Origin of the sequence: Ostreiculturibacter nitratireducens (assembly GCF_032670585.1) — a bacterium.
GTDB classification, from domain to species: Bacteria; Pseudomonadota; Alphaproteobacteria; order Rhodobacterales; family Rhodobacteraceae; genus Ostreiculturibacter; species Ostreiculturibacter nitratireducens.
Genome location: NZ_JAVQHL010000003.1, coordinates 409,265 through 433,166, shown reverse-complemented (window position 1 = coordinate 433,166; position 23,902 = coordinate 409,265). Strand labels below are relative to the sequence as shown.

The window sequence follows — 23,902 nt, the reverse complement described above, 5'->3', positions numbered from 1 at the left end:
AACTCCCTGGCACCGACCGCTGTCGATCGTCCGGGGCCAAAGATAAACGCCTATGGAAGGCGGAAACTCAGGAAGAGGTAAGCATGAAAAAATCCGTATTTCTCGGCACGCTGGCCCTGGCGGGTCTCGCGTCGGGGCTGGCGTTTGCTGGGACGCTGGACGACGTCAAGGCGAGAGGCGAGTTGATCTGTGGTGTGAACACCGGCCTCGTCGGCTTCGGTGCGCCGGACGCGAACGGCAACTACCAGGGCTTTGACGTCGATCTCTGCAAGGCGGTCGCGGCGGTTGTCCTGAGCGACCCGTCGAAGGTGAAATACGTTCCGACGACCGGTGAGACCCGGTTCACGGCGCTCGCTTCGGGCGAAGTCGACCTTCTGGTGCGCAACAGCACCTGGACCTACTCCCGCGACAACGACCTGAAACTCGACTTCGTGGCGGTCAACTACTACGACGGCCAGGGCTTCATGGTGAAGAAGGACCTCGGCGTCGCCTCGGCGAAGGAACTCGACGGCGCGACGATCTGCATTCAGACCGGCACCACGACCGAACTGAACCTCGCCGACTACTTCAAGGCGAACAACATGAGCTACAACCCGGTTTCCGTGGTCGATGACGCGGAGGCGCAGCGCCAGTACATGACCGGCGCCTGCGACGCGTTCACGACCGACGCCTCGGGCCTCGCTGCCGCTCGTGCCGCCATGGGCGACCCGGAAAACCACATCATCCTTCCCGAGATCATCTCCAAGGAACCGCTTGGCCCGGTCGTCCGCCACGGCGACAACAACTGGGCTGACGTCGTGCGCTGGACCTTCTTCGCGCTCGTCACCGCGGAAGAAAAGGGCGTGACCTCGACCAACGTGGCCGAAGTGGCCAGCTCCAGCCAGGACCCCGAAGTGAAGCGCCTTCTCGGCGTCGAGGGCGACCTGGGTGCGATGCTCGGGCTTGACGCCGACTGGGCGATCCGCGCCATCAGCGCCGTCGGCAACTACGGCGAAATCTTCGCCCGCCACATCGGCGAAAGCACCCCGATCGGTCTGGCGCGCGGCCTGAACGCGCAGTGGACGCAGGGCGGCCTGATCTACTCGCCGCCGTTCCGCTGACATATGCCTGAAGCGAAGGGCGCGCCCCACGGGACGCGCCCTTCGTGCATCGAAGGACAAAGACCGGATCGCGCAAGGCAAGAACTGGCCCAAGAAGAAAAAGGGCCGGCGGTGCGCGGGGTAGGGGAGGTTCAGAATGGCGACGGCATCTGACGCGCCCAAGGCCGGATTCCGGCCGAGCATGCTCATCTATGATACCAGGTATCGGTCGATCACCATCCAGGTGTTCGTGCTCATCCTGTTCGTTCTGGGGCTGGTCTGGCTTCTGGACAATACGGCGAAGAACCTCGCCGCCGTCGACAAGGACTTCAACTTCGGCTTCCTCTGGACCCGGGCGGGTTACGACATCAACCAGCGCCTCGTCGAATACACGAACGACAGCACCCACGGACGGGCGCTGCTGATCGGGATTCTGAACACGCTCCTCGTCGCCGTTCTGGGCTGCATCCTCGCAACGGTCGTCGGCGTGCTCGCGGGGATCCTGCGGCTGTCCCGGAACTGGCTCATCTCGCGGATGATGACCGTCTACGTGGAGATCTTCCGCAACATTCCCGTGCTGCTCTGGATCCTCCTGATCTTCGTCATCCTGACCGAAACCACGCCGTCGCCACGTGATTTCCGCGTCACGGACGAGATGATCGCGGCCGGCGAGGCACCGAAGGCATCGCCGTTCTTCTTCGATTCGATCGTCATAACAAACCGCTCGGCGGTTATCCCGGAGCCCCTGTTCACGCGGAGCCTCGGCAATATCGACATCGGCATCTTCCTGATCAGCATCGACCTTCTCGCCTTCCTCGCGGCCATCGCGGCCGGGGTCTTCGCGAATCGCGCGCTCGTCCGACACGCGCAACGCGTTCAGGAGGCCACCGGCATAAGACCGGTCACCTGGTGGAAGAGCATCCTCCTGATCCTCGGCCCGCCGATCCTCACCCTCTACGCGCTGGGCTTCTACCTCGGCTATGGCGAGCTCGCGGGCTTCAACTTCGTGGGCGGCATCCAGGTGCTGCATTCCTTCACGGCGCTCTGGCTCGCGCTTTCGCTCTATACCGGCGCCTTCATCGCCGAGAACGTGCGCGCCGGCATCCTGTCGGTTTCCAAGGGCCAGACCGAGGCCGCCTCCGCGCTGGGCTTGCGGCCGGGGCGGACGATGCGGCTCGTGATCCTCCCGCAGGCGCTCCGCGTCATCATCCCGCCGCTGATCTCGCAGTACCTCAACCTGACGAAGAACACCTCGCTCGCCGCGGCCGTCAGCTACATGGACATCAAGGGCACGCTTGGCGGGATCACGATGAACCAGACCGGGCGGGAGCTCGAGTGCATGCTTCTGATGATGCTGATCTACCTCGTCCTCAGCCTGATGATCTCGACGGTGATCAACATCTACAACCACGCCATCCGGCTGAAGGAGCGTTGAGATGAGCGATCAGACCAACGCCTCCGCTCCGTTCGTCCGCAGGGAGATGATCGCCGAACAGCCGGCGCCCGCCAGCGAGGCAGGTGTCGTGAAATGGCTGCGGGAAAACCTCTTCTCCGGACCCGTCAACACGATCCTCACCCTGATCGGGCTGACCGTGATCTATTACATGGTCTCTTCCGCCTGGCCCTGGTTCCGGCACTCCGTCTGGAACGCGAGTTCCCTGCACGAATGCAAGGAGATCGTGACCAGCAACTACGGCGAAGGCGCTGTCGGCGCCTGCTGGGCGATGCTGAGAGAGCGCTGGCACCAATTCCTGTTCGGCTTCTACCCGCCCGAGGAATACTGGCGTCCGACCTTCGCCTTCGGTCTGCTCTTCGTGGCGCTGGCCCCGGTGCTCTACTTCGGCAACCGCAAGACCTGCAGTGTCGTCGTCGGTACGGTCGCGGTGCTGCTCCTCGTCTACTTCCTGCCGCATGAGGGGCACCCGGTCGCGAAATTCGTCGCGGCTGCCTCTCTTGCTGCGCTCGGCGCCCTTGCCTGGTTCGCGCCCAAGCGGCTTCTGTGGTTCACGCCGCTTTATCCGGCGCTCACCTTCTGGCTGCTCTGGGGTGGGTCCGTCTGGACGCCGGTCTTCGCGCTTGCGGGCGTGGCGGTCGGTGTTCTCGCCTACCGGCTGGCGGGCAGCCTTGGCACCGTGATGGCCACGTCGATCGGTTTCCTCGCGACGGTGCTCTGGTGGCTCTTCCTGTCGGGCAGCGTCGCTGCACAGGTGAACGGGCTTCTGCCGATCGGGCTGGAGCACGTCGATTCCGACCGGTTCGGGGGCTTCCTCCTTGCCGTCGTGATCGGCGTCACGGCGATTTCGGGGTCACTGCCGCTCGGCATCCTTCTTGCGCTGGGGCGGCGGTCGGACATGTTCCTGATCAAGTCGCTCTGCGTCGGCTTCATCGAGGCGATCCGCGGCGTGCCGCTGATCACGCTCCTGTTCACCGCGTCGCTGCTGCTGAACTACTTCCTGCCGCCGGGCACGACCTTCGACATCATCCTGCGCGTCATCATCATGGTCACGATCTTCGCCGCGGCCTACCTCGCCGAGGTGGTGCGCGGGGGCCTCGCCGCCCTGCCGCGCGGCCAGTACGAGGCGGCGGACGCGCTCGGCCTGGACTACTGGAAGGCGCAGCGGCTGATCGTCATGCCGCAGGCGCTGAAGATCTCGATCCCCGGGATCGTCTCGGTGTTCATCGGCCTCTTCAAGGACACGACGCTCGTGTCGCTCGTGGGCCTCATGGACCCGCTGCGCGGCGTGACCCAGGTCGTCCGCTCCGACATTGCGTGGAAGGGCATCTACTGGGAGCCCTACATCTTCGTCGGCGCCATATTCTTCGCCTTCTGCTTCGGCATGTCGCGGTACTCGATGTACCTCGAACAGAAGCTGAAGCGTGAACACCGTTAAGGAGCTCCTCATGTCGGACCCACATGCCATCGACCGCGAGATCGACCGCAGCCACATGCAGGTGTCGGACGAGGTCGCGATCCAGATCACCCGGATGAACAAGTGGTACGGGGCGTTTCACGTCCTGCGCGACATCAACATGACGGTGATGAAGGGCGAACGGATCGTGATCTGCGGCCCCTCTGGATCGGGCAAATCCACGCTGATCCGCTGCATCAACCGCTTGGAGGAGCATCAGTCCGGCCAGATCGTCGTGGACGGGACGGAACTCACCTCGGACCTGAAGAACATCGACAAGGTGCGCTCCGAAGTCGGGATGGTGTTCCAGCACTTCAACCTCTTCCCGCATCTCTCGATCCTCGAGAACTGCACGCTCGCCCCGATCTGGGTGCGCAAGATTCCGAAGCGGGAAGCCGAGGAAACCGCGATGCATTTCCTCGAAAAGGTGAAGATCCCCGAGCAGGCTCACAAGTATCCCGGCCAGCTTTCAGGCGGTCAGCAGCAGCGCGTGGCGATCGCGCGGTCGCTCTGCATGAAACCGCGGATCATGCTCTTCGACGAGCCGACCTCGGCGCTCGACCCCGAGATGATCAAGGAAGTGCTCGACACGATGATCGAGCTGGCCGAGGAAGGAATGACGATGCTCTGCGTCACCCACGAGATGGGCTTCGCCCAGGCCGTGGCGAACCGGGTCGTCTTCATGGACCAGGGCCAGATCGTCGAGCAGAACGAGCCGCGGGAATTCTTCAACAATCCGCAGTCGGACCGGACGAAGCTGTTCCTGAGCCAGATTCTCGGCCACTGATACGTGGGGCGTTCAGCCCCGCGTCGACGGAACGAAGAAATCCAGGACCGAACCGAGCCGGGGCGCGACGTCGCCCCAGGCCGGGATCTGGAAATCCACGACAAGCGTCGCCGCCGTCGGGTAGCGGTCGAAGTCCGGGTGGTGCGGCCGTTCGGCGGGCAGCATCCCGGCGAATTCGCCGATGCCGGGATTGTGGCCCAGCATCATGACGGATGCGCCGACCGCGGCCTTGAGCACCTTCAGCATCAGGTCCGGCCCGGCATGATAGAGCGCCGCCGACATCTCCGGCTCGGGCGCTTCGGGCAGGGCCGCGGCGACGCTGTCCCAGGTCTCCGCCGTGCGCCGCGAGGTCGAGCAGAGGATCTGGTCCGGCAGGTAGCCACGGGAGGCGAGCCATTCGCCCAGTTCCTTCGCCGCAGCCCGGCCACGCGGGTTGAGGGGCCGCTCGTGGTCGTCCAGCGTCGGGTCGTCCCAGGAGGATTTCGCGTGCCGCGTCAGGATGAGACGCCGGTGACCTTCAGGTATCATGTGTGGAAAAGCCTCATGTGATGGGCGTTCTGTTCGGAAAGCCTGCCATAGCTTTGGCTGACGGGGCAAGCGCGGCGCACCGCGCAGCCTTGCGTCAGACAGTCGGATCCGGCCCCCGTGTCGAGGAAGCCGTGGCAGGTGGCGACATCGTATTGCGCCTCGGTCAGTGCGCGCGGCGGGCAGGCCCGAAGGCAAGGCTTGTCTTCGCAAGCGGCGCAGGGGGGCGTCGCAGGCGCGGGCGGCAACTCGAGCCGGTGATCCAGCGCCAGAGCGCCACGGAACGACGCAAACAGCCCCATCCTGGCATGGACGAGAAGCGTGACGGGAGAGGCCCAGCATCGCTCGGACCGCAGCGCCCAGGAATAGAAGGGCGCATGGGGCGGCCCCCCGAAGGGATAGTGCGCCTTCGCCCCGACATCCGCCGCGATCTTGTCGATGACCCGCTTCGACCAGCGGTCGAGCGGGTCGGGCGCGCCGTCGGCCCATTCCGGCGTGGCCTTGAGATGGGCCCAGAACCCCGGCTCCGACGGCGAAAGCAGAAGCAGCGTCCCGACGCCTTCCAGCCCGTCGTCGGCGCGCGGATGGAACCCCCCCGCAATCATCAGTGATTGCGCGGCGGCCAGCCCTCCGATGGCTTCGATCGTCGTCACTGGCTGCGCGGTTTGACGCGCGGCTCGGTCGACCGGATGATGCTTCCGGCGCCGTGATCGGTGAAAAGCTCCAGCAGGCAGGCATTGGGCTGCCGTCCGTCGAGGATGACGACCGCGCGCACGCCCTTTTCCAGCGCGGCCAACGCGGTTTCCGTCTTGGGGATCATGCCGCCGGCGATCACGCCCTTGTCGGTCAGCGCCTTCACGTCGGCGGGCGTAAGCTGGGTGACGACGGCGCCGGTTTCGTCCTTCACCCCGGTAACGTCCGTAAGAAGAAGGAGGCGGTCGGCCTTCAGGGCCCCGGCGATTGCGCCTGCGGCGGTGTCGCCGTTGACGTTGAAGGTCTCGTTCTCCTCGCGGCCCGTGGCGACCGGCGCCACGACCGGAATGATCCCGGCATTATAGAGGTCGCGCAGCACCTGCACATTCATCTCGACCGGCTTGCCCACGAACCCGAGTTCCGGGTCGTCGGCCTCGCAGACCATGAGGTCATCGTCCTTGCCGGAGATTCCGACAGCGCGGCCGCCCTGGTCGTTGATCGCCTGCACGATCCGCTTGTTCACGAGACCGGACAGGATCATCTCCACGACCTCGACGGTCGCCTTGTCGGTGACGCGCTTGCCGCGCACGAATTCCGACTTGATGCCCAGCTTGTTGAGCATGTCGTTGATCATCGGCCCGCCGCCGTGAACGACGATCGGGTTCACGCCGACCTGGCGCATCAGCACGATGTCGCGCGCGAATTCCGCCATTGCGGCCTCGTCGCCCATGGCGTTCCCGCCAAACTTCACGACGACCACGGCGCCTGTGTAGCGCTGAAGGTAGGGCAACGCCTCGGAAAGCGTGCGGGCGGTGGCAATCCAGTCGCGGTCCATCTTTTGCTGTCTCATCCCTTCACGTCCCCCAAGGAAGGTCTTTGTGATAGTCGGTCCCGCGCGCCCTGCCAAGGGCCGCGCGCGCCGTTGCCTTCGCCCGCGTTTGGGATAGGTTCTGGCGGGATGGAATGGAGGCCGGAATGGCAGAGAGCGGCGAAGGCAAGGTCATGGTCCTGACGGGCGCGAGCCGGGGAATCGGTCACGCGACGGTCAAGCGCTTTGCGCGCGAGGGCTGGCGGGTCATCACCTGCTCGCGCCAGCCGTTTTCGGAACACTGCCCTTGGGGAGGCGGGCGCGAGGATCACATCCAGCTGGACCTCGCCGACCCCAACAAGACGATCGAGGCGATCAAGGTGATCCGTTCGAAGATCGACGGCAGGCTCCATGCGTTGGTGAACAACGCCGGGATCTCGCCCAAGGGACCGGACGGCAAGCGCCTGAACACGCTGGAGACGGACCTGAAGACCTGGGGCCATGTCTTCCACGTGAACTTCTTCGCCTCCGTCGTCCTCGCGCGTGGACTGAAGGACGAGCTTTCCGCCGCGAAGGGCTCGGTCGTCAACGTCACCTCCATCGCCGGAAGCCGCGTCCACCCCTTCGCGGGCGCGGCTTACGCGACCTCCAAGGCGGCGCTGGCCGCGCTGACGCGCGAGATGGCCTATGACTTCGGCCCGCTCGGCGTGCGGGTGAACGCGATCGCGCCGGGCGAGGTCGAAACCTCGATCCTCTCTCCGGGCACGGAAAGGATCGTTGAAAGCCTGCCGCTGCGGCGCCTCGGCCAACCGCGCGAGGTCGCCGACGTGATCTGGTTCCTCTGCTCGGACGCGTCGAGCTACGTCACCGGCACCGAGATCGAGGTTAACGCCGGCCAGCACGTCTAGGCCGGGCGCCTCACTCCAGAGAGGCGATGATCGCGCGGAGCGTCTCGATGCCCTCGCCCTTTTCGGACGAGGTCACCACGATCTCGGGATAGGCGGCCGGGTGCTTCTGCAACGCCTTGCGGACCTGCGCCAAGACGCGCTCCCGCTCCGCCCGGCCGATCTTGTCGGCCTTGGTCAGCACGACCTCGAAGCTGACGGCCGACTTGTCGAGAAGCGTCAGAATCTCCTCGTCCACCTTCTTCACGCCATGCCGTGCGTCGATCAGCACGAAGGCGCGGCGCAGCGTCGGGCGGCCGGACAGGTATGCCTTCAGCAGCGCCTGCCACTTGGCCACCACGGCGACGGGGGCCTCGGCGAAGCCATAGCCCGGCAGGTCCACCAGGTAGAGGTTCGGGGCGGTGAAATAGTTTATTTCCTGCGTCCGGCCCGGCGTGTTCGAAGCGCGGGCGAGGCTCTTGCGCCCCGTGAGCGCGTTAATGAGGCTCGACTTCCCGACATTCGAGCGCCCGGCGAAGCAGACCTCTACCCGGTCCGCGGGCGGCAGGCCATCCATCGCGACGACGCCTTTCAGGAAGTCGATCTGCCCCGCGAACAGCAGACGTCCGGCTTCCCTCGACTCGTCCGACGGTTCGGGCGCTAGGGGAAACGCGACCTCCATCACAGCACCTCCAGGTGATCGCCCGCGGCAATGGTCCCGCCCGAGATGACGCGGGCATAGACGCCGAATTCCTGCTCTCCGCGAAGGCTGCGGAGCGCGGTCAGCGTGTCCGCGTCGATCACGCCCGTTTCCGGGTTCGAAGAGGTCGCCTTGCAGCGGATGATCGGTTCGACGACTTCGAGGATCGCTCCGCCGATCCGCAGGCGTTTCCCGATCCAGTCGAACTCTTCCCAGGGAGCGAGATCGCTGAGCCAGAGGTTTCCTCGCCACCGATAGGGCGAAAGCTTCATGCCCATGGCGCCGCCCAGGACCGCGTTGGAGGCAAGGTTGATGAGCGAGACCGAGGGATAGTCCGTGTCGGTCATGCCCCGACCCGGCACCGAGACGATCCGCGCCGGTTGCGCGCGATCGGCAGGGCAGAGTGGCCGCACCCAGTCGAGGAACCGCTCGGTGTCCGTCGCGTCGTCGGGACGGAAGGTGATCGGCGCGCGGCCGGGATGGGTCAGCGTGATCGTCCGCCGCTCTTCGTCCAGCCGGGCGTCGATCGCCATGAGCGACGGCGCCTTCGCTCCGCGCGAGAAGTTCGCGCAGGGCACCCATTCCGGTGCATCCGCGTCGATCTTCGCCGCCTCGTGTGCGACGGCCCAACGCCGGTCCCAGGGCAGGCAGGCCCCCTCAGAAAGCACGACGGACGCGAGTTCCTCGCGTCCGTGCGACTTGATCGGGTGGCGGATGATATGCGCCAGATACGGTGTCACTTCGCCTTGCCCTTGGGCTTTTCCGGTTTCTTGGGCGCCTCGGTCTTGGCCCCCTTGCGGGAGAAGCTCTTGCGGATGTTCCCGAAGAGGTCGGGCCGGTGGCCGTGGCTCGTCATGATCAGGTATTGCTGCGCAAAGGTGATCGTGTTGTTCGCGATCCAGTAGAGCACGAGACCCGAGGCGAAGCCGCCAAGCATGAACATGAAGATCCAGGGCATCCAGGCGAAGACCGCCGCCTGGGTCGGGTCGGTCGGTGCAGGGTTCAGCTTCTGCTGGAACCACATCGAGATGCCGAGGAGTATCGGCAGGATGCCCAGCGAGAAGATGAAGAAGATCGAGCCCGGCTCCGGCGTCGCAAACGGCAGGAGGCCGAAGAGGTTCAGGATCGAGGTCGGATCCGGCGCCGAGAGGTCGTGGATCCAGCCGATCCAGGGCTGGTGATACAGTTCGATCGTGACGAAGATCACCTTGTAGAGCGAGAAGAAGATCGGGATCTGCAGAAGGATCGGCAGGCAGCCCGCGGCGGGGTTCACCTTTTCCTTCTTGTAGAGCGCCATCATCTCCTGCTGCATCTTCTGGCGGTCGTCGCCGACGCGCTCCTTCAGCTTTTCGATTTCGGGCTGAAGCTCCTTCATCTTCGCCATCGAGACGTAGGACTTCCGCGCCAGCGGGAAGACGATCGCCTTGATGATGAAGGTCAGCGCGATGATCGACCAGCCCATGTTGCCGATGAAGCCATGCAGCCAGTGCAGGACCCAGAAGATCGGCTTCGTGAGGAAGAAGAACCAGCCCCAGTCGATCGAATCGATGAAGCCCGCGATCCCGATCGAGGTCTCGTAATCGCGGATAGTCTCCCATTCCTTGGCGCCAGCGAAAAGCATCGTGTCGACGCTAGCCGTTGCGCCGGGGGCGACATCCATCACCGGAAGCCGCGCCTCGGTCTGGTAGATGTCGGCGCCGGGGACGTATTTCACGACCGAGGTGAAGGCCTGACCGGGGTTCGGCGCGAGCGTCGCCATCCAGTACTTGTCCGTGAAGCCGATCCAGCCGTTCTCGGCGACGTCGATCACATTCGCGGGAACGCCTTCGCGTTCGGCGACATCGAGGTCCGGGATGTCCTTGTACTTGGTCTCTTCGAGCTTGCCGTCCGACATCCGCACGAGACCCTCGTGCAGCACGAAGAAGTTCTTCGACTCGGGTTGGCCGTGGCGGGCGACGATGCCGTAGGGGGCGAGCCGGACAGGCGCCGCTCCGCGGTTCTCCACCGATTGCGTGATCGTGAAGAGATAGTCGGCGTCGACCGCCACCTTGCGGCTGAACACGAGGCCCGCGCCGTTGTCCCAGGTCAGCGTGACGGGCTTGCCGGGCGCGAGCGTGTCGCCCTCTGTCAGCGTCCAGACCGTGTTCGGGTCGGGCAGGAGCTTGCGGTCGAGCCCGCCGGCGGGAAGCCAGCCATAGACCGCGTAATAGGGTTTCGCCGCGCCGATTTCGGTGCCTCCGACCGGTGCGAGCAGGCGGATATTGGCGGAATCAGGCTCGAGCGTCTCGCGGTAGTCCTTGAGAAGCAGGTCGTCGATACGTCCGCCGAGGAGCGAAATCGAGCCTTCGAGGCGCGGGGTGTCGATCTTCACGCGCGGCGTGGCCGCGAGCTCGGTTGCCGTCGTGTCCGTGGTCGGGCCGGCCGTGACTTCCGTCGGCGCGGTCGGGACCGGCGGCGCGGCCGGGGCTTCTGCCGTCTGCGACTGGGAGGCCGGCGCCGTCGTGTCGACCGGAGGCGTATCCGGAGCGAAGAGCGTGTACCAGACCAGGATCACGAGGAAGGAGAGAACCGTCGCAAGGATGAGGTTCTTGTTCTGATCGTCCATGAGGGGAGGTCCACTGGCCAGCAAATTTCCCGGCAGGTTCAACAGAACGGAGGGGCAAAGGTCAAGCGGTTTTCAGGTCCGCGCCCAGAGCCGGCCGGGCGCGAGGAGCTTGCAGACAAGCCTTCGCCGCCTTCCCGGCGCGGCCATCGGCGCGGTTTTCGCACCCACGTCGGCTCGACGGGAGCGGCCTCGGGGTGTCACCCACGCTCAACCCGTGCGCCGGCCGACGCTTGGCGTCGCCTGGAGTTTCGTGCGGTGTCGTTCGAGCCACCCGATCGTGCCCTCGAAGGGCATCGGCCGGGCGATCCCGAAGCCCTGGACGTGGCTGCATCCAAGCTGCGCCAGCATCGCGTGTTCGCCGATCGTCTCCACCCCCTCGGCCAGTGTCGCGAGGCCCAGCCTTTCCGCCATCGAGAGGATCGCGGCAACCATCTCCTGCTGCCCCTTGTCCGTGTCGACCCGCGTCACGAAGGAGCGGTCGATCTTGATCCGGTCCACGTCGAAGCGGCGGATGCTGGCGATGGAGGCATGCCCGGTGCCGAAATCGTCAAGATCGATGCCGCAGCCCAGCTGGGCGAGCGCGGCGATGTTGCGCACGATCACGTCGTTGGCGGACTCCGCCACCACGGATTCGAGAACCTCGACGACCAGCCGCTCCGGCTCGAGATCGAAACGGTCAAGCTCCCACTTCAGTTTCTCGGGAAGTTTTGGGTTCCGCAGCTCTTCCCGGCTGAAGTTGACAGCGACCGCAGGCACCTTCAGCCCCGCCCTGTCCCAGGCCTTGAGCGCCGAGAAGGAGTGGAACAGCACGACTTCCGAAAGGCGGGAGGACAGCCCGGCTGTCTCGATCGCGTGGAGGAATTCGGACGGGGGCAGCAGCCCGCGTTTCGGGTGCATCCATCGCGCCAGCGCTTCGAAGCCCGAAACCGCTCCGGTGTCGTTGGACAGCTGGGGCTGGAAATAGGGAAGGATCATCCCGTCTTCGAGCGCGTCCTCGACCTCGTCCTGAAGCAGTGCCCGCGCCGCGATTGCCGCCTGCACCTCGGCAGAGAAGGCGCGAATCGCCCCCGGCCCGCAGCGTTGCGCCTCGTCCATCGCGCTCTCCGCTGCCGAAAGGATTGCCACGCCGCTGGGACCTGGTGACCTGTTCGCCAGGCAAAACCCGACCGATATCCGCAGATAGACCGTTGCCGCATCGATCGACAAGGGCGCCTCGGCCGCCGACTGGAGCCGCGCGGCAAGCTGGATCACCGATTCCAGGTCCGCCCGCCGGACCGGTGCAAGCGCCACCCCGAAGCGCGCGCCGTCGAGCCGAACGACGAGGTCTGCCCCGCGCAGGGCGGCCGAAAGCCGTTCCGCCGTCCGTTGCAGTGCCTGGGTCAAAGCCCCTTCCCCGAATTTCCGGACCAGGTCGTCCGCCTCGTCGATCCCCGCGACGAGGCAGGCGGTGGTCCTGCCCGTGTTCGGTGCCGCGGCGAATGCCGCATCCAGCGCGGCGATCGCGGCGGCGCGAAGCGGAAGGTCCGTCACCCCGTCACGGGGGAGTTCGATCGCGGGCGTTTTCTGAGTGGGTTGGCGCGTCGAAAGATAAACCGTCGGCAGCGCGCAGGCCGAGGCGAGGGCCAGGCCGCCCGGACCGTACCAGAGAAGGGCAAGCGCGAGGGCGGGCAGGAAGACAAGGAACTCCGGCCGGAACAGGGCGAACCGGCCACCCGCGATCTCTCTCCGCGCATTCCCATCCGACATCGGCGAACCTTCCGCATGGAGGCGGCCGAGAGCCGCCGGTTTCCCGGAAGGCTAGGGCGAAGTGGTCATCTATGGGTTAATCGGTTTCCCGAAGGATCGGGGGATTATCGCTAAAATCCGACTTAACTGCCGCGCTCCGTTCGAGCCCTGCGAAATCGAACAGGGCCGGGTCCAGAAGATGCGAGGGCCGCGCGTTCATGAGCGCGCGGAACATGACCTGCCGCCGACCGGGGCTACGCGCCTCCCATCCGTCGAGGATCTGCTTGACCTGCTGGCGCTGCAACCCGTCCTGGCTGCCGCAGAGATCGCAGGGGATGATCGGGTAGTTCATCGCGCGCGCGAAGCGTTCGCAATCTGCCTCGGCCACGAAGGCGAGCGGGCGGTAGACGAAGAGGTCGCCGTCCTCGTTCACGAGCTTCGGCGGCATCGTCGCGAGCCGACCGCCGTGGAAGAGATTCATGAAGAACGTCTCGAGGATGTCGTCGCGGTGGTGGCCGAGCACCACGGCCGAACAGCCCTCCTCCCGCGCGATGCGGTAGAGGTTGCCGCGCCGGAGCCGCGAGCAGAGCGCGCAATAGGTCCGCCCCGCGGGCACCTTCTCGGTCACGATGGAATAGGTGTCGGCGTATTCGATGCGATGCGCCACGCCCATCCGTTCGAGGAATTCCGGCAGAACGGTCGCCGGGAAGCCGGGCTGCCCCTGGTCGAGGTTGCAGGCCAGAAGCTCGACCGGCAGGAGTCCGCGCCACTTCAACTCGTGCAGAACGGCTAGAAGCGTGTAGCTGTCCTTGCCGCCCGAAAGGCAGACGAGCCAGCGCGCGCCGCGCTCGATCATCCCGTATTGCTCGATCGCTTCCCGCGTCTCGCGCACGATACGCTTGCGGAGCTTCTTGAACTCCGTGGAGGTCGGCGCGCCGTGGAACAGCGGGTGGATATCGTCGAGATCGTCGAGCATGGGCGTCCTATGCCAGATCGCGCGAGCGCGGGGAAGTCAGTCGCCCTTCTTCGGCGGCACCGGGTCATAGCCCGATCCACCCAGAGGGTGGCAGCGGCCGATACGGCGCGCCGCCAGCCAGCTGCCCTTGATCGCGCCGTGCTTTTCCAGCGCTTCCAGCGCGTAGGCCGAGCAGGTCGGCTGATACCGGCAGCCGTGCCCGACCCAAGGCGAAAGGATCAGCCGGTAGGCCCGAACGGGCAGGGCGACGATATGGGCGAGGGGCGTCATTGCTTGTCCCGGCTCCCGTGGATCTGGCCGAGCGCCCGAATGAGATCCGCGTTCATCGCGGCGAAATCGCGAGTGACCGTGGCCTCTGGGCGCGCCACAAGGACATAGTCCCAGCCGGGCCGTCCGTGAAGGGGCAGGACCGCACGCGCGATCTCGCGCAGGCGCCTTTTGGCGCGGTTGCGGATCACGGCGTTGCCGATCTTCCTCGATGCCGTGAAGCCCACGCGGATTGTATCTGGCGCCGCCTCGTGGGGGCGCCGCTCCCGTGCCTGAAGCAGAAATCCCGGTGTGCCCTGCCGTCGGGCCTGCGATGCGCGCACGAAATCTCCGCGCCGCCGCAGAACCTCCAGACAAACGGAAACCGCCGGGGCCATTCCCGCCTTCTGGTCTTGAAGACCTTCCGCGGGCGCCTCCGGCGGTGTCATGCCGTGAGCCGTGCTTGCGGCCCTCAGGCCGAAAGAACCTTGCGGCCTTTGGCGCGGCGGGCGTTAAGGACCTTGCGGCCGCCCTTCGTCGCCATGCGCGCACGGAACCCGTGGCGGCGGGCGCGAACCAGGTTCGAGGGCTGATAGGTGCGCTTCATCGTTCCATCTCCGTCAGGCGCGGCGCGAACCGGAAGGATTCGAGCACCGCGATCATTCGAAGCCCGGTCTTTAGACGCGCTTCCGACCCAAGTCAATTCGCGCGCAGAGTTTTTTCTGCAACATTTCCGCCCTTCGTAAAGGCGAGGCGCGGGAATTGTTACAGCCGCCCCGCCTGCGTGTCGCAAAGGGCTCACCCGGCATCAAGGCGGCGTGATGCGGCTGGCTTTGGGACGGCGGGCAGCGCATCTTCGTGACGTGTTTTCAAGGAAGAGCGGGATCCCATGGACGGGGCGGACGGCAAGAACGGCGAAAAGCGCGCGGGTCTCCTGCGCCACCTTCCGCTTGCCGTGATCGTGACGGCCGCGGCGCTGGGCGCGGTCTTTCTGCGCGATGTCCTGAGCTTCGATACGCTCAGCGCGCACCGAGACGCGCTCCTCGACTTCCGCGACGCGAATTACCTCGCCACGGCGCTGGCCTTCGTCCTCACCTACGTCGCCGTGGTTGCCCTGTCTCTGCCGGGGGCGGGAATCACCTCGATGACGGGCGGTTTCCTCTTCGGAACGGCGGCCGGCACGCCGCTCAACATCCTGGCGGCCACGATTGGCGCCACGCTGATCTTCCTTGCAGCGCGATGGGGCGCGGGGCAGCGCCTGGCGCAGCGGATGGACGACTCCGAGGGCCGGGTGAAGCAGGTGAAGCTGGCGATCGACGCCAACCAGTGGGAGGCTCTGTTCCTGATCCGCCTCGTGCCGATCGTGCCCTTCTTCGTGGCGAACCTGCTTCCGGCGCTCTTCGGCGTGCCGCTCTTCCGTTTCATCGTCTCGACCGCGCTGGGCATCATCCCCGGCGCGCTGGTCTTCACCTCGCTCGGCGCGGGCCTGTCGGAGGTGTTCGCTGCCGGGGAAACGCCGGACCTCGACATCGTGTTTGCGCCGCACATCCTCTTGCCGATTCTTGGACTCGCGGCCCTTGCGGCGCTTCCAATCGTGCTGAAGGCGCTGCGAGGGAGGGCGCTGTGACCGAACGCATCAAGGCCGACATCTGCGTGATCGGGGCGGGTTCGGGTGGCCTGTCCGTAGCCGCAGGAGCGGCGCAGATGGGCGCGCGCGCCGTCCTCGTCGAGGGTGCGGAGATGGGGGGCGATTGCCTGAACACGGGCTGCGTGCCTTCGAAAGCGCTGCTCGCCTCCGCCGCCGAGGCGCAGCGCTCCGGCGCCCGCTTCGGCGTGACGCGCGTCGAGCCGCAAGCCGATTATGCCGCCGCGATGGAACATGTCGAGGCGACCATTGCCGCCATCGCGCCGCATGACAGCCAGGAGCGCTTCGAGAGCCTCGGGGTCCGCGTGATCCGCGCTTGGGGGCGGTTCACCTCGCCTTCGGATCTCGCCGCTGGCGACGCCGTCATCACCGCCCGCCGTTTCGTGATCGCCACTGGCTCGCGCCCCTTCGTGCCGCCGATCCCGGGGCTCGAGACCGTGCCGTATCTGACCAATGAAACCCTCTGGTCGCTTCGCGAGCGTCCGGCGCGGCTTCTCGTCATCGGCGGCGGCCCGATCGGGATGGAGCTTGCCCAGGCGCACCGCCGCCTTGGCTGCGAGGTCACGGTCATCGAGGCCGCGACCGTGCTCAACCGCGAGGACCCGGAGCTTGCCGCGATCCTTCTGGACCGGCTCCGGGCCGAGGGGGTCGAGATCGTCGCGGGCGCGAAGGTCGCCAGCGTCACGGGTCAGGGCGGCGCGATCCGGGTGGAGGTCGAGGGTGGGCGGACGTTCGAAGGCACCCATCTCCTGGTCGCGGCGGGGCGCGTGCCGAACACCGAAAGCCTCAACCTCGACGCGGCCGGCGTGGAGACGAACAAGTCGGGTATCAGAACAGACGCGCGGCTCCGCACCACGAACCGCCGCATCTACGCGATAGGCGACGTGGCGGGGCGGGGCCAGTTCACGCATCTCGCGGGCTATCACGCGGGCGTCGTCGTGCGCTCCGCCGTGCTCGGGCTGCCGGCCAGGGCTCGCCACGACCATATCCCCCGCGCGACCTATACCGATCCCGAACTGGCCCATGTCGGCCTGACGGAGGCCGAGGCGCGCAAGCGCCATGGCGACAAGCTGACCGTTCTCCGCGCGCCGCTCTCCGCCAACGACCGGGCGCAGGCCACGGCCCGCACCGAGGGCATGGTGAAGGTCATGGCGGTCGGCGGCCGTCCGGTAGGGGTGTCCATCGTCGGCCCCGAAGCGGGGGAACTGATCGCCCCGTGGGCCCTGGCGATGGCGAACGGGCTGAAACTATCTGCCTTCGCCAACACTGTTCTTCCCTATCCGACCCTGTCGGAGGCTTCCAAACGCGCCGCGAGTACCTATTTTACGCCCAAACTCTTTGATAATCCTTGGGTGAAACGGGTGGTGGGTTTCGTGCAAAGGTTTATTCCCTGAGCCACCCGCGAAGGGGCCATATGTTCTTCAATACCCTCTCCGGCCGGTTCCTCCTCTTGACGACGGCGTTCGTCATGCTGGCCGAGGTGTTGATCTTCGTGCCCTCCGTGGCGCGTTTCCGCGAGGACTACCTGCTCTCGCGCCTCGAGCGTGCGCAGCTTGCCTCGCTCGCGCTTCTGGCAACCGACGAGATGATCGCGCCCGAACTGGAGGCCGAACTTCTCTCCAATGCCGGTGTCTTCAACGTCGTCCTTCGCCGCGACCAGGTGCGCCAGCTCGTCCTGTCCTCGCCGATCCCCGCGCCGATCCAGGCCACGTATGACCTGCGCGATGCGGGGGAATGGGAGCTCATCCGCGATGCACTCGCCTGCCTGATCGACCCTGAGAACCAGGTGATCCGGGTGATCGGCGACCCGGTGAAGAGGGCCGGCCTTCTCATCGAAGTCACGATGGAGACGGCACCGCTGCGCGACGAGATGATCGCCTACGGCATCCGCATCCTGCTGCTTTCGGCGGTGATATCGGTCGTGACCGCGTTCCTGCTGTTCCTCGCCGTCCAGCGCCTTCTCGTCACGCCGATCAAGCGGGTGGTGCGCCACATGTCGGCCTATGCCGACGCGCCGGAGGACGCCCGACGCATCATCGAGCCCAAGGCCCGCGTCGCGGAACTGCGCGAGGCGGAGGACGCGCTTCAGATGATGCAGAAGCAGCTCACAGGCGCGCTGAAGCAGAAGGAGCGTCTCGCCCAACTCGGCGGCGCGCTCGCGAAGATCAGCCATGACCTCAGGAACATCCTGACCACGGCTCAGCTTTTCGCGGACCGGATGGAGGCAAGCAAGGACCCGGCCGTCCAGCGTGCCGCGCCGAAGCTCGTCGGTTCGATCAGCCGCGCGGTGAACCTCTGCGAGGCGACACTGGCCTTCGGCAAGGCCGAGGAGCCGCCGCCGCGGCTTGGGCGCTTCATGCTTTCGGGCCTCGTCTCCGACGTCGTGGACAGCGAACGCCTCTCGGCCAATGCCGCGCATATCGACTTCGTCATCGACGTGCCCCCGAACTTCGCGATTCGGGCCGATCAGGAACAGCTTTACCGGGTGCTGACGAACCTTGTCCGAAACGCCCGCCAGGCGATCGAGGCGACGGGTGAACCCGGCACGATCGAGATCGGCGCGGGCGAGGACGAATCGGAATGGTGGATCCGCGTCGGCGATACCGGCCCCGGTCTGCCGGAGAAGACGCGCGAACACCTTTTCCAGGCGTTCCAGTCCGGGGGCAGGAAGGGCGGCACGGGTCTCGGCCTCGCCATCGCTGCCGAACTGGTGCGGGGCCACGGCGGAACGCTCATGCTCGTCCGCTCCGACGCGGCAGGGACGGAGTTCATGCTCCATCTGCCCAAGACCGTGGGCGCGGCGGATCATGCTCCCGCCCCCGATGCGACGCCGGCGGTGGGTGCCTGAGCGGGCAAAGCAACGTCGGGTTCGAAAGTATTTCGTTTTCGCCCTTGCATTGCCCCGCCACGGGGGCTAAATGCCGCCCCACGCGCCCGTAGCTCAGCTGGATAGAGCACCAGACTACGAATCTGGGGGTCAGGAGTTCGAATCTCTTCGGGCGCGCCATTCCCCTCTCATCGAACGGAATGCGGATAGCCCGAAAGGGTCCGACGTGTCGGACCGCCATTTCCCGAGGCTGTATTCCAGTCGGGCCCGCTCAGAGCCCGAACGCGATATCCGTGCGCGAGGACGTCGCAAGCGCTTCCATGCAGCCCTCCTGGGCTCCGCCCGCCGTCGAACATTCCGCAACGCTGTTCACCAGCAGGCGGGAGATGTTGCCGCAGGAATCCTCAGCGAGGTCGAACTGCACGACCTTGGTCTTGTTCACCGGCAGCTTGCCGAATTCGAGGATGAGAAGCCGGGACACCGCCCCGTCCTTGTCGAACACGGCGACTTCGTAGGAGGCCGCCTCCAGTTCGACGCCCATGTTGTTGGTGGCCACGTAGGTCAGTCTGCAGCCGCCGTTCACTTCGCGGGCCGTGTTGAGCTCAAGGTTGAAGCTGCTGTCCTGGGCGAAACCCGGCGATGCCAGAGCGGCCACGGCGCCGAATGCGGCAACGGACACCAACGAAAAGACGGAGTTTTTCTTCACAGCTTATCCTCCCAAGATCGATAACACACATCCAACGCAAAACTCTTTTGTTACATCTGGTTATCACGCGGTGGGGATTCTCGCAAAAGATTATCCCCCCGCGCTCCGGACTCGCCGGTCCGGAAACCGCGGTTGCCCGAATTCGGGGCAACCCGGACTTGTCAGCGACAGGAAGAAGCCGCCCGGCGGGACCGGGCCGCGGCGCCGGATTCCACGGCCGTGACCCGCCCCGCGATTGTCGCAGCTGTCAAAACGGTCTGTCGACCGGCCGCGCGACATCGGCACGGCATCGCCCGCTGTCTGCCATAGTTTGGCCCTTCGTATTGGCGAACGTCATTACAACGGAGCGGACATATTGGAGGGCAATCCGATGAAACTCGCAGCAAAATTCTTCGGTATTCTTGGCCGTCGCGGGGATGTGGAGCTTCACCCGAGCGATCCCTTCGCCCGGCGTCTCGATACCGTCGCGGTGCTGGCCTGTGGGCCGCTGACGCGCGCGGCCAACGCAGGGCGCAGAAGCGTCTTCAGCTCCCGCAAGGCGGCCTAAAAATCCACCCGCACGCCCGGAAGGTTCAGTTCCTTCAAGAGGTCACGGACTTCCTGGCGCGCGGCGATGTTCGAGATGTTGAGGTTCCCCACCCCGACATCGCGCAGATCGAGCAGCGTGAGGCCGCGCGGGAACAGTTCCCGGAAGATCACGCGCTCGGAAAAGCCGGGCGCGACGCGGAACCCGATCCGGCGGGACAGTTCCGAAAGCGCCTGACCCACCTTCTTCTTGTTATGCATCTGCTGCGCGCCGAGGCGGTTGCGAAGCACGATCCAGTCGATCGGCTTCAGCCCCGCCCGCGCCCGGAGCTGGCGCGCGTTCCAGACCATCTCGGCATAGATCGACGGCCCGGTGACCCGGCCCGTGTCGGGATTGATCCGCGCCAGGAGGTCGAAGTCGATGAAGCTGTCGTTCAGCGGCGTGATGAGCGTGTCGGCAAGCGAATGGGCAACCTGGGAGAGCCGGGTATGCGACCCGGGGCAATCGATCACGATGAAGTCGCATACGGCATCGAGTTCCGCCACCGCCGCCGAGATGCGGTGGTCCTGCGCGTTCTCGCCCGGGCTGAGCGTGGCCGGATCGACCTCGGGCAGTTCGCGGTAGTCGGGCATGGGAAGCTCGAGCCCCTCCCGGACAACTTCTGCCTGGCGGTTCTCGATGTAGCGGCCGAAGCTGCGCTGCCGCAGGTCGAGGTCGAGGGCGCCGACGCGGTGCCCCATGCGCAGAAGCGCCGTCGCCACATGCATGCAGGTCGTCGACTTTCCGGACCCGCCCTTCTCGTTCCCCACGACGATGATATGCGCCAAGCGTTCGTCCCCGTATCCTTGCTCCCCGGCCCCAGCCCCGGGGATTCGAAAAAGGCGCGCCGTTCCCGGCGCGCCCTGACGCTATAAAGCAGACCTTCCGGAGGGAAGGGCCGAAACCTCAGAAACCGAGGCCGGCGTACTTGTTCTTGAACTTCGACACGCGGCCGCCGGTGTCCATCAGCTTCTGCGAGCCACCGGTCCAGGCCGGGTGAGACGTCGGGTCGATGTCGAGCGCCATCCGGTCGCCTTCCTTGCCCCAGGTCGAACGAACCTGGAACACGGTGCCGTCCGTCATCTTGACGTCGATCATGTGGTAGTCGGGATGGGTATCTTTTTTCATGATCCGGCTCCTCAGGCTTCAGCGCCAGCTTTGGGCTTGTAGTTGGTGACCTCGGCGATCCGGGCCGACTTGCCGCGGCGGGAGCGCAGGTAGTACAGCTTGGCCCGACGGACGCGGCCGCGACGGACGACCTCGATCGAGTCGATGTTGGTCGAGTAAAGCGGGAACACACGCTCCACGCCTTCGCCGAAGGAAATCTTGCGGACGGTGAACGAAGCCGACAGCGTGTTGCCGCCCTTGCGGGAAATGCAGACGCCTTCGTAGTTCTGGACGCGCGAGCGCGTGCCTTCCGTCACCTTGTAGCCGACACGGATCGTGTCGCCCGCCTTGAAGTCGGGGATCGACTTGCCGAGAGCGGCGATCTGCTCGGCTTCGAGTTTCGCGATAATGTCCATCGCGTAGTCCTTTCCTCTGCTCGCGGTTATTCCGCGAAGATGGGTGACACCTCAGAGCTCTTGGTCTTCTTCCGGGTCCGTTCCGTGCTTGGCACGGAACGCCCGCCAGAGGTCAGGTCGTCGTTCCTTTGTAAGCCTCTCGGCTTCGGCTTTCCGCCAGCCGGCTATCTTCGCGTGATGACCGGACAGAAGAACCTCCGGTATCTCGCGGCCTTGCCAGACGGTGGGCCTAGTGTACTGCGGGTGTTCAAGAAGCCCGTCCGAAAAGGATTCCTCCTCGGTGGACGCCTGATTCCCGAGCACGCGGGGTATAAGGCGAACGGTCGCGTCGATCAAGGCCATTGCCGCGATCTCTCCGCCCGTCAGGACGAAGTCCCCGAGAGAGACCTCTTCGACCGCGTAATGATCCAGCACGCGCTGGTCGACGCCCTCGAACCGTCCGCAGAGAAGCGTCATCCCCTCGGCCTGTGACAACCGTCGGGCCATGGCCTGGTCGAAGGGCTTGCCGCGGGGGGAGAGGTAGATGACCGGCCAGCGTGCGCGGTCGATCGGCGTGCCGATCGCGGCCTCGTCGAAGGCTCGGCCCACGACGTCGGCGCGCAGCACCATGCCTGCGCCGCCGCCCGCCGGGTTGTCGTCCACGTTGCGGTGCTTGCCTTCGCCGAAGGTCCTCAGGTCAATCGTCTCCAGCGCCCAGAGCCCTTCATGAAGCGCCTTGCCGGTCAGTGACAGGCCCAGGGGGCCGGGGAATGCCTCCGGAAAGAGCGTGATGATCCGCGCCGTCCATGCGCCCCTGAGCCGCGGCGCCGGCGTCATAAGCTCGCGCGGCTTGAGCGAGGCGGAAACGGACAGCCGTCCATGCGACTTCGCGGGCTTCTCTGTCATGGTGCAACGATCCCCTGCCGGGCGGCGCGGCCGCCCCTGCGAAACCCGACCTGCCTCGCCGGAAATGCGCCGAAGGTCAAGCGCGCCCGGATCGGAGTGGCGGTCAGGACGGGGGGCGCCGCGTCCGGTCGCGCGAATTCGCAGGCGGCAGCTCCACCAGACGCTTCCTTGCATCGTCGTCGAGGCCGAGGAGGTCCAGCACGGGCGCGAGGGGGCCGAAGGGCCTTGCCGCCGATCGCTCCAGCGGTGCCCGGTGCACCGGCCAGGGCGCCACGGCTTCTGCCACCGCATCCACGATATCGCCGAGCGCTTCCGCCCCGGCAACGGACGCACTGAAGTCTCCGAGGTCCGCTGCGATGGCGCCGCGGTCGGCCAGATGTCCGTGCAGGCTTTCGAGCCAGTCCCGGGGCGCGCGGGTCGTGAACAGGAATTCGAGCCGCAACGGATCCCCGATCAGTTCCTCCGCGACCTCCGCGAGGCAGCGCATCAGCTCCGGCGCGGCGGCGTAGGACGTGACGCCCCGCCGCCCCGGCATGTGGCCGCAAAGGTCCTCGGATGACAGGATCAGCGTTTCCCCATCTTGGAGGCGAAGCTTGGCCAAGAAGGCCGCGAGCAGGCCCCGGAAGAGAGCCAGTTCCACCGGGTCCTGCCGGACCGAATAGGCCCGCGCGGTTTCGGCGACGGCCGTCATGTCCTCCCTGAGCGCCACGTGAATGCCCGGCCCCAGCCGGTCGTGGTTCGCCTGAAGCATGCGTTGCAGGGAAGTCGTCCCGGTCTTGTGGAAGCCGGGATGGACGAGGATGCGGATCATTCCGCTTCCGCGCCACCCGTCGTGCCGCGGTGCTGGTCCGCTTCTTCCGCTTCCGCGTCGCCGGTCTGGGGCTCGCGCACCATCAACCCCAGCGGTATCGCGAAGGCCGAGAGAACGATCGGCAGGATGAGCGGCAGCGCGATGACCCCGCCGAGCAGCGTGCCAAGCCCCCGGCCGAGCGAGAACAGAACGAAGATCAGGACCATCTGGAACATGGTCAGCCCGCCCAGATAGGCCGCCAGTATGGTTGGCGCTCCCTGCGTCTCTGTCCTTGCCCAGCTGCGGGGCCGCAGAAGCACGACCCAAAGAAGGTAGACGGCGAGGAAGATGAGAGCCGACGTCATGGGCGCGCCGGTCAGTCCGGAAAGGAATGGGCCGAAATAAAGAAGCGCCGCCGTGAGAGAGAACAGCGCCATTCGTGGGCTCATGCCTGGGTTTCCTCCTCTGGCGGATCGGCGATGATCCGCCCCGCTGCAAGATCGACCGTCGGCACGATAGCTTTGGTGAATGGCAGAAGTAAGGCAGCCTTCCGCCCGGGTCCCTGGACCTCGAGGATGTCGCCGGCGCCGTGGTTGTAGATCGCGGTGACTTTCCCCAGTCGCGCGCCCCCGGTGTCGAGCACTTCGAGCCCGATCAGGTCCGCGTGATAGAATTCGTCGTCCGGAAGGCTCGGCAGCTTCGAACGGTCGGCGTAGAGCGCCACGCCGCGCAGCGCCTCGGCCTCCTCGCGCGTCCGGACCCCGCCGAGACGCGCGGCGAGCCCGCCCGGAACCGCGCGGGTGATCTTCACCGTGAAGCTCCGCTTTCCGTCCTCGGTGCACAGCGGCGCGTAGTCCGCGATCGCGTCGGGTTCGGAGCAGAAGCTTTTCAGCCGGACCTCGCCGCGGACCCCGAAGGCCCCGGCTATGGCGCCGACGCAGATACGGTCAGTCCCGCTCATCAGGCGTTCCCCCCAAGGAAAGGCCGGGCGAAGCGCCGCCCGGCCCTATGGTTCCGAAGTGGT

The 23,902-nt window shown here is 66.0% G+C and carries 28 protein-coding genes and 1 tRNA gene; 10 read left to right on the top strand and 19 right to left on the bottom strand.

What is annotated here, in order from left to right:
* The first annotated feature begins 83 nt into the window (after positions 1-83).
* The 4 genes from ABCN56_RS16460 (at position 84) to ABCN56_RS16445 (ending at position 4,775) form a co-directional block, all read left to right on the top strand.
* Positions 84-1,100: an amino acid ABC transporter substrate-binding protein gene (locus ABCN56_RS16460; protein WP_343081909.1), complete on the top strand. Its 1,017-nt coding sequence runs from the start codon at positions 84-86 to the stop codon at positions 1,098-1,100.
* Between the two features lie 136 nt (positions 1,101-1,236).
* Positions 1,237-2,514, top strand: coding sequence for an amino acid ABC transporter permease (locus tag ABCN56_RS16455; RefSeq protein WP_343081908.1), 1,278 nt, complete (start codon positions 1,237-1,239; stop codon positions 2,512-2,514).
* A gap of 46 nt (positions 2,515-2,560) precedes the next feature.
* Positions 2,561-3,970 (top strand): amino acid ABC transporter permease, encoded by a 1,410-nt coding sequence (locus tag ABCN56_RS16450; RefSeq protein WP_425466118.1) that lies wholly within the window; start codon positions 2,561-2,563, stop codon positions 3,968-3,970.
* 10 nt (positions 3,971-3,980) lie between these two features.
* Positions 3,981-4,775, top strand: coding sequence for an amino acid ABC transporter ATP-binding protein (locus ABCN56_RS16445; RefSeq protein ID WP_343081906.1), 795 nt, complete (start codon positions 3,981-3,983; stop codon positions 4,773-4,775).
* A gap of 12 nt (positions 4,776-4,787) precedes the next feature.
* On the opposite strand, the gene ABCN56_RS16440 is transcribed toward ABCN56_RS16445, so the two are convergent.
* From ABCN56_RS16440 to argB, 3 genes are read right to left on the bottom strand one after another with little or no spacing between them, the layout of a single operon-like run.
* Positions 4,788-5,303, bottom strand: a complete 516-nt coding sequence (locus ABCN56_RS16440) for a SixA phosphatase family protein (protein WP_343081905.1) — start codon at positions 5,301-5,303, stop codon at positions 4,788-4,790.
* Complete coding sequence (locus ABCN56_RS16435) at positions 5,300-5,905, bottom strand: ferredoxin (RefSeq protein WP_425466117.1); 606 nt, start codon at positions 5,903-5,905, stop codon at positions 5,300-5,302. The genes ABCN56_RS16440 and ABCN56_RS16435 overlap by 4 nt, the downstream gene beginning before the upstream one ends.
* A gap of 44 nt (positions 5,906-5,949) precedes the next feature.
* A complete protein-coding gene (gene argB, locus ABCN56_RS16430; RefSeq protein WP_343081978.1) occupies positions 5,950-6,828 on the bottom strand; it encodes an acetylglutamate kinase in 879 nt (292 codons plus the stop codon).
* Between the two features lie 140 nt (positions 6,829-6,968).
* On the opposite strand from argB, the gene ABCN56_RS16425 reads away from it, so the two are divergent.
* A complete protein-coding gene (locus ABCN56_RS16425; protein WP_343081903.1) occupies positions 6,969-7,709 on the top strand; it encodes an SDR family NAD(P)-dependent oxidoreductase in 741 nt (246 codons plus the stop codon).
* Positions 7,710-7,719: 10 nt separating this feature from the next.
* Here the strand turns inward: ABCN56_RS16425 and yihA are convergent, their stop codons facing one another.
* The 8 genes from yihA to rpmH form a co-directional block, all read right to left on the bottom strand.
* Positions 7,720-8,367, bottom strand: a complete 648-nt coding sequence (yihA, locus tag ABCN56_RS16420; protein ID WP_425466115.1) for a ribosome biogenesis GTP-binding protein YihA/YsxC — start codon at positions 8,365-8,367, stop codon at positions 7,720-7,722.
* The gene (locus tag ABCN56_RS16415; RefSeq protein WP_343081901.1) at positions 8,367-9,125 is read right to left on the bottom strand and encodes an MOSC domain-containing protein; all 759 of its coding nucleotides are present in this window, start codon (positions 9,123-9,125) and stop codon (positions 8,367-8,369) included. The genes yihA and ABCN56_RS16415 overlap by 1 nt, the downstream gene beginning before the upstream one ends.
* Positions 9,122-10,990, bottom strand: coding sequence for a membrane protein insertase YidC (yidC, locus tag ABCN56_RS16410; protein ID WP_343081900.1), 1,869 nt, complete (start codon positions 10,988-10,990; stop codon positions 9,122-9,124). Before yidC ends, ABCN56_RS16415 begins: the two co-directional genes overlap by 4 nt.
* A 207-nt stretch (positions 10,991-11,197) precedes the next feature.
* Positions 11,198-12,736 carry an EAL domain-containing protein gene (locus tag ABCN56_RS16405; protein ID WP_343081899.1) on the bottom strand — a complete coding sequence of 513 codons (1,539 nt, stop codon included), beginning with the start codon at positions 12,734-12,736 and terminating at the stop codon, positions 11,198-11,200.
* Positions 12,737-12,812: 76 nt separating this feature from the next.
* Complete coding sequence (ttcA, locus tag ABCN56_RS16400; RefSeq protein WP_343081898.1) at positions 12,813-13,691, bottom strand: tRNA 2-thiocytidine(32) synthetase TtcA; 879 nt, start codon at positions 13,689-13,691, stop codon at positions 12,813-12,815.
* A 36-nt stretch (positions 13,692-13,727) separates the two neighbouring features.
* Positions 13,728-13,961 (bottom strand): membrane protein insertion efficiency factor YidD, encoded by a 234-nt coding sequence (yidD, locus tag ABCN56_RS16395; RefSeq protein ID WP_343081897.1) that lies wholly within the window; start codon positions 13,959-13,961, stop codon positions 13,728-13,730.
* Positions 13,958-14,386: a ribonuclease P protein component gene (gene rnpA / locus ABCN56_RS16390; RefSeq protein WP_343081896.1), complete on the bottom strand. Its 429-nt coding sequence runs from the start codon at positions 14,384-14,386 to the stop codon at positions 13,958-13,960. The genes yidD and rnpA overlap by 4 nt, the downstream gene beginning before the upstream one ends.
* Before the next feature lie 23 nt (positions 14,387-14,409).
* Complete coding sequence (rpmH, locus tag ABCN56_RS16385; RefSeq protein WP_343081895.1) at positions 14,410-14,544, bottom strand: 50S ribosomal protein L34; 135 nt, start codon at positions 14,542-14,544, stop codon at positions 14,410-14,412.
* 282 nt (positions 14,545-14,826) lie between these two features.
* Here rpmH and ABCN56_RS16380 point away from each other — a divergent pair, with 282 nt between their 5' ends.
* The 4 genes from ABCN56_RS16380 to ABCN56_RS16365 all read left to right on the top strand — a co-directional run bounded on the left by ABCN56_RS16380 (position 14,827) and on the right by ABCN56_RS16365 (position 18,589).
* Complete coding sequence (locus ABCN56_RS16380; RefSeq protein ID WP_343081894.1) at positions 14,827-15,564, top strand: TVP38/TMEM64 family protein; 738 nt, start codon at positions 14,827-14,829, stop codon at positions 15,562-15,564.
* Positions 15,561-16,976: a dihydrolipoyl dehydrogenase family protein gene (locus tag ABCN56_RS16375; protein ID WP_343081893.1), complete on the top strand. Its 1,416-nt coding sequence runs from the start codon at positions 15,561-15,563 to the stop codon at positions 16,974-16,976. Before ABCN56_RS16380 ends, ABCN56_RS16375 begins: the two co-directional genes overlap by 4 nt.
* Positions 16,977-16,996: 20 nt before the next feature.
* Positions 16,997-18,430 carry a sensor histidine kinase gene (locus tag ABCN56_RS16370; protein ID WP_343081892.1) on the top strand — a complete coding sequence of 478 codons (1,434 nt, stop codon included), beginning with the start codon at positions 16,997-16,999 and terminating at the stop codon, positions 18,428-18,430.
* A gap of 82 nt (positions 18,431-18,512) precedes the next feature.
* Positions 18,513-18,589: transfer RNA gene (locus ABCN56_RS16365), tRNA-Arg, on the top strand.
* A 91-nt stretch (positions 18,590-18,680) separates the two neighbouring features.
* Here ABCN56_RS16365 and ABCN56_RS16360 read toward each other — a convergent pair.
* Positions 18,681-19,115, bottom strand: a complete 435-nt coding sequence (locus tag ABCN56_RS16360) for a hypothetical protein (protein WP_343081891.1) — start codon at positions 19,113-19,115, stop codon at positions 18,681-18,683.
* 370 nt (positions 19,116-19,485) lie between these two features.
* Here ABCN56_RS16360 and ABCN56_RS16355 point away from each other — a divergent pair, with 370 nt between their 5' ends.
* Complete coding sequence (locus ABCN56_RS16355) at positions 19,486-19,662, top strand: hypothetical protein (RefSeq protein ID WP_343081890.1); 177 nt, start codon at positions 19,486-19,488, stop codon at positions 19,660-19,662.
* Here the strand turns inward: ABCN56_RS16355 and ABCN56_RS16350 are convergent.
* The 7 genes from ABCN56_RS16350 to rimM all read right to left on the bottom strand — a co-directional run bounded on the left by ABCN56_RS16350 (position 19,659) and on the right by rimM (position 23,839).
* Positions 19,659-20,468, bottom strand: coding sequence for a division plane positioning ATPase MipZ (locus ABCN56_RS16350; RefSeq protein WP_343081889.1), 810 nt, complete (start codon positions 20,466-20,468; stop codon positions 19,659-19,661). The two genes, ABCN56_RS16355 and ABCN56_RS16350, sit on opposite strands and share 4 nt — an antisense overlap.
* Positions 20,469-20,586: 118 nt before the next feature.
* The gene (gene rpmE, locus ABCN56_RS16345) at positions 20,587-20,808 is read right to left on the bottom strand and encodes a 50S ribosomal protein L31 (protein ID WP_343081888.1); all 222 of its coding nucleotides are present in this window, start codon (positions 20,806-20,808) and stop codon (positions 20,587-20,589) included.
* 11 nt (positions 20,809-20,819) lie between these two features.
* Positions 20,820-21,203 carry a 50S ribosomal protein L19 gene (rplS, locus tag ABCN56_RS16340; protein ID WP_343081887.1) on the bottom strand — a complete coding sequence of 128 codons (384 nt, stop codon included), beginning with the start codon at positions 21,201-21,203 and terminating at the stop codon, positions 20,820-20,822.
* 51 nt (positions 21,204-21,254) lie between these two features.
* Positions 21,255-22,088: a tRNA (guanosine(37)-N1)-methyltransferase TrmD gene (gene trmD / locus ABCN56_RS16335; protein ID WP_343081886.1), complete on the bottom strand. Its 834-nt coding sequence runs from the start codon at positions 22,086-22,088 to the stop codon at positions 21,255-21,257.
* Between the two features lie 103 nt (positions 22,089-22,191).
* Entirely contained in the window at positions 22,192-22,899 is a 708-nt protein-coding gene (locus ABCN56_RS16330; RefSeq protein ID WP_343081885.1) for a hypothetical protein, read from the bottom strand.
* Positions 22,896-23,327, bottom strand: coding sequence for a hypothetical protein (locus ABCN56_RS16325; RefSeq protein WP_343081884.1), 432 nt, complete (start codon positions 23,325-23,327; stop codon positions 22,896-22,898). Before ABCN56_RS16325 ends, ABCN56_RS16330 begins: the two co-directional genes overlap by 4 nt.
* The gene (gene rimM / locus ABCN56_RS16320; RefSeq protein ID WP_343081883.1) at positions 23,324-23,839 is read right to left on the bottom strand and encodes a ribosome maturation factor RimM; all 516 of its coding nucleotides are present in this window, start codon (positions 23,837-23,839) and stop codon (positions 23,324-23,326) included. Before rimM ends, ABCN56_RS16325 begins: the two co-directional genes overlap by 4 nt.
* Positions 23,840-23,902: the final 63 nt, after the last annotated feature.

Bases quoted from the DNA above. Each gene is read 5' to 3' on its own strand.
- ABCN56_RS16370 (WP_343081892.1), top strand. From the start codon at position 16,997: ATGTTCTTCAATACCCTCTCCGGCCGGTTCCTCCTCTTGACGACGGCG.
- yihA (WP_425466115.1), bottom strand. From the start codon at position 8,367: ATGGAGGTCGCGTTTCCCCTAGCGCCCGAACCGTCGGACGAGTCGAGG.
- ABCN56_RS16355 (WP_343081890.1), top strand. From the start codon at position 19,486: ATGAAACTCGCAGCAAAATTCTTCGGTATTCTTGGCCGTCGCGGGGAT.
- ttcA (WP_343081898.1), bottom strand. From the start codon at position 13,691: ATGCTCGACGATCTCGACGATATCCACCCGCTGTTCCACGGCGCGCCG.
- rpmH (WP_343081895.1), bottom strand. From the start codon at position 14,544: ATGAAGCGCACCTATCAGCCCTCGAACCTGGTTCGCGCCCGCCGCCAC.
- ABCN56_RS16445 (WP_343081906.1), top strand. From the start codon at position 3,981: ATGTCGGACCCACATGCCATCGACCGCGAGATCGACCGCAGCCACATG.
- ABCN56_RS16460 (WP_343081909.1), top strand. From the start codon at position 84: ATGAAAAAATCCGTATTTCTCGGCACGCTGGCCCTGGCGGGTCTCGCG.
- ABCN56_RS16405 (WP_343081899.1), bottom strand. From the start codon at position 12,736: ATGTCGGATGGGAATGCGCGGAGAGAGATCGCGGGTGGCCGGTTCGCC.
- trmD (WP_343081886.1), bottom strand. From the start codon at position 22,088: ATGACAGAGAAGCCCGCGAAGTCGCATGGACGGCTGTCCGTTTCCGCC.
- ABCN56_RS16330 (WP_343081885.1), bottom strand. From the start codon at position 22,899: ATGATCCGCATCCTCGTCCATCCCGGCTTCCACAAGACCGGGACGACT.
- ABCN56_RS16455 (WP_343081908.1), top strand. From the start codon at position 1,237: ATGGCGACGGCATCTGACGCGCCCAAGGCCGGATTCCGGCCGAGCATG.
- rimM (WP_343081883.1), bottom strand. From the start codon at position 23,839: ATGAGCGGGACTGACCGTATCTGCGTCGGCGCCATAGCCGGGGCCTTC.
- ABCN56_RS16440 (WP_343081905.1), bottom strand. From the start codon at position 5,303: ATGATACCTGAAGGTCACCGGCGTCTCATCCTGACGCGGCACGCGAAA.
- ABCN56_RS16380 (WP_343081894.1), top strand. From the start codon at position 14,827: ATGGACGGGGCGGACGGCAAGAACGGCGAAAAGCGCGCGGGTCTCCTG.
- rplS (WP_343081887.1), bottom strand. From the start codon at position 21,203: ATGGACATTATCGCGAAACTCGAAGCCGAGCAGATCGCCGCTCTCGGC.
- yidC (WP_343081900.1), bottom strand. From the start codon at position 10,990: ATGGACGATCAGAACAAGAACCTCATCCTTGCGACGGTTCTCTCCTTC.
- ABCN56_RS16435 (WP_425466117.1), bottom strand. From the start codon at position 5,905: ATGATTGCGGGGGGGTTCCATCCGCGCGCCGACGACGGGCTGGAAGGC.
- rnpA (WP_343081896.1), bottom strand. From the start codon at position 14,386: ATGACACCGCCGGAGGCGCCCGCGGAAGGTCTTCAAGACCAGAAGGCG.
- ABCN56_RS16325 (WP_343081884.1), bottom strand. From the start codon at position 23,327: ATGAGCCCACGAATGGCGCTGTTCTCTCTCACGGCGGCGCTTCTTTAT.
- argB (WP_343081978.1), bottom strand. From the start codon at position 6,828: ATGGACCGCGACTGGATTGCCACCGCCCGCACGCTTTCCGAGGCGTTG.
- rpmE (WP_343081888.1), bottom strand. From the start codon at position 20,808: ATGAAAAAAGATACCCATCCCGACTACCACATGATCGACGTCAAGATG.
- ABCN56_RS16425 (WP_343081903.1), top strand. From the start codon at position 6,969: ATGGCAGAGAGCGGCGAAGGCAAGGTCATGGTCCTGACGGGCGCGAGC.
- ABCN56_RS16450 (WP_425466118.1), top strand. From the start codon at position 2,561: ATGATCGCCGAACAGCCGGCGCCCGCCAGCGAGGCAGGTGTCGTGAAA.
- yidD (WP_343081897.1), bottom strand. From the start codon at position 13,961: ATGACGCCCCTCGCCCATATCGTCGCCCTGCCCGTTCGGGCCTACCGG.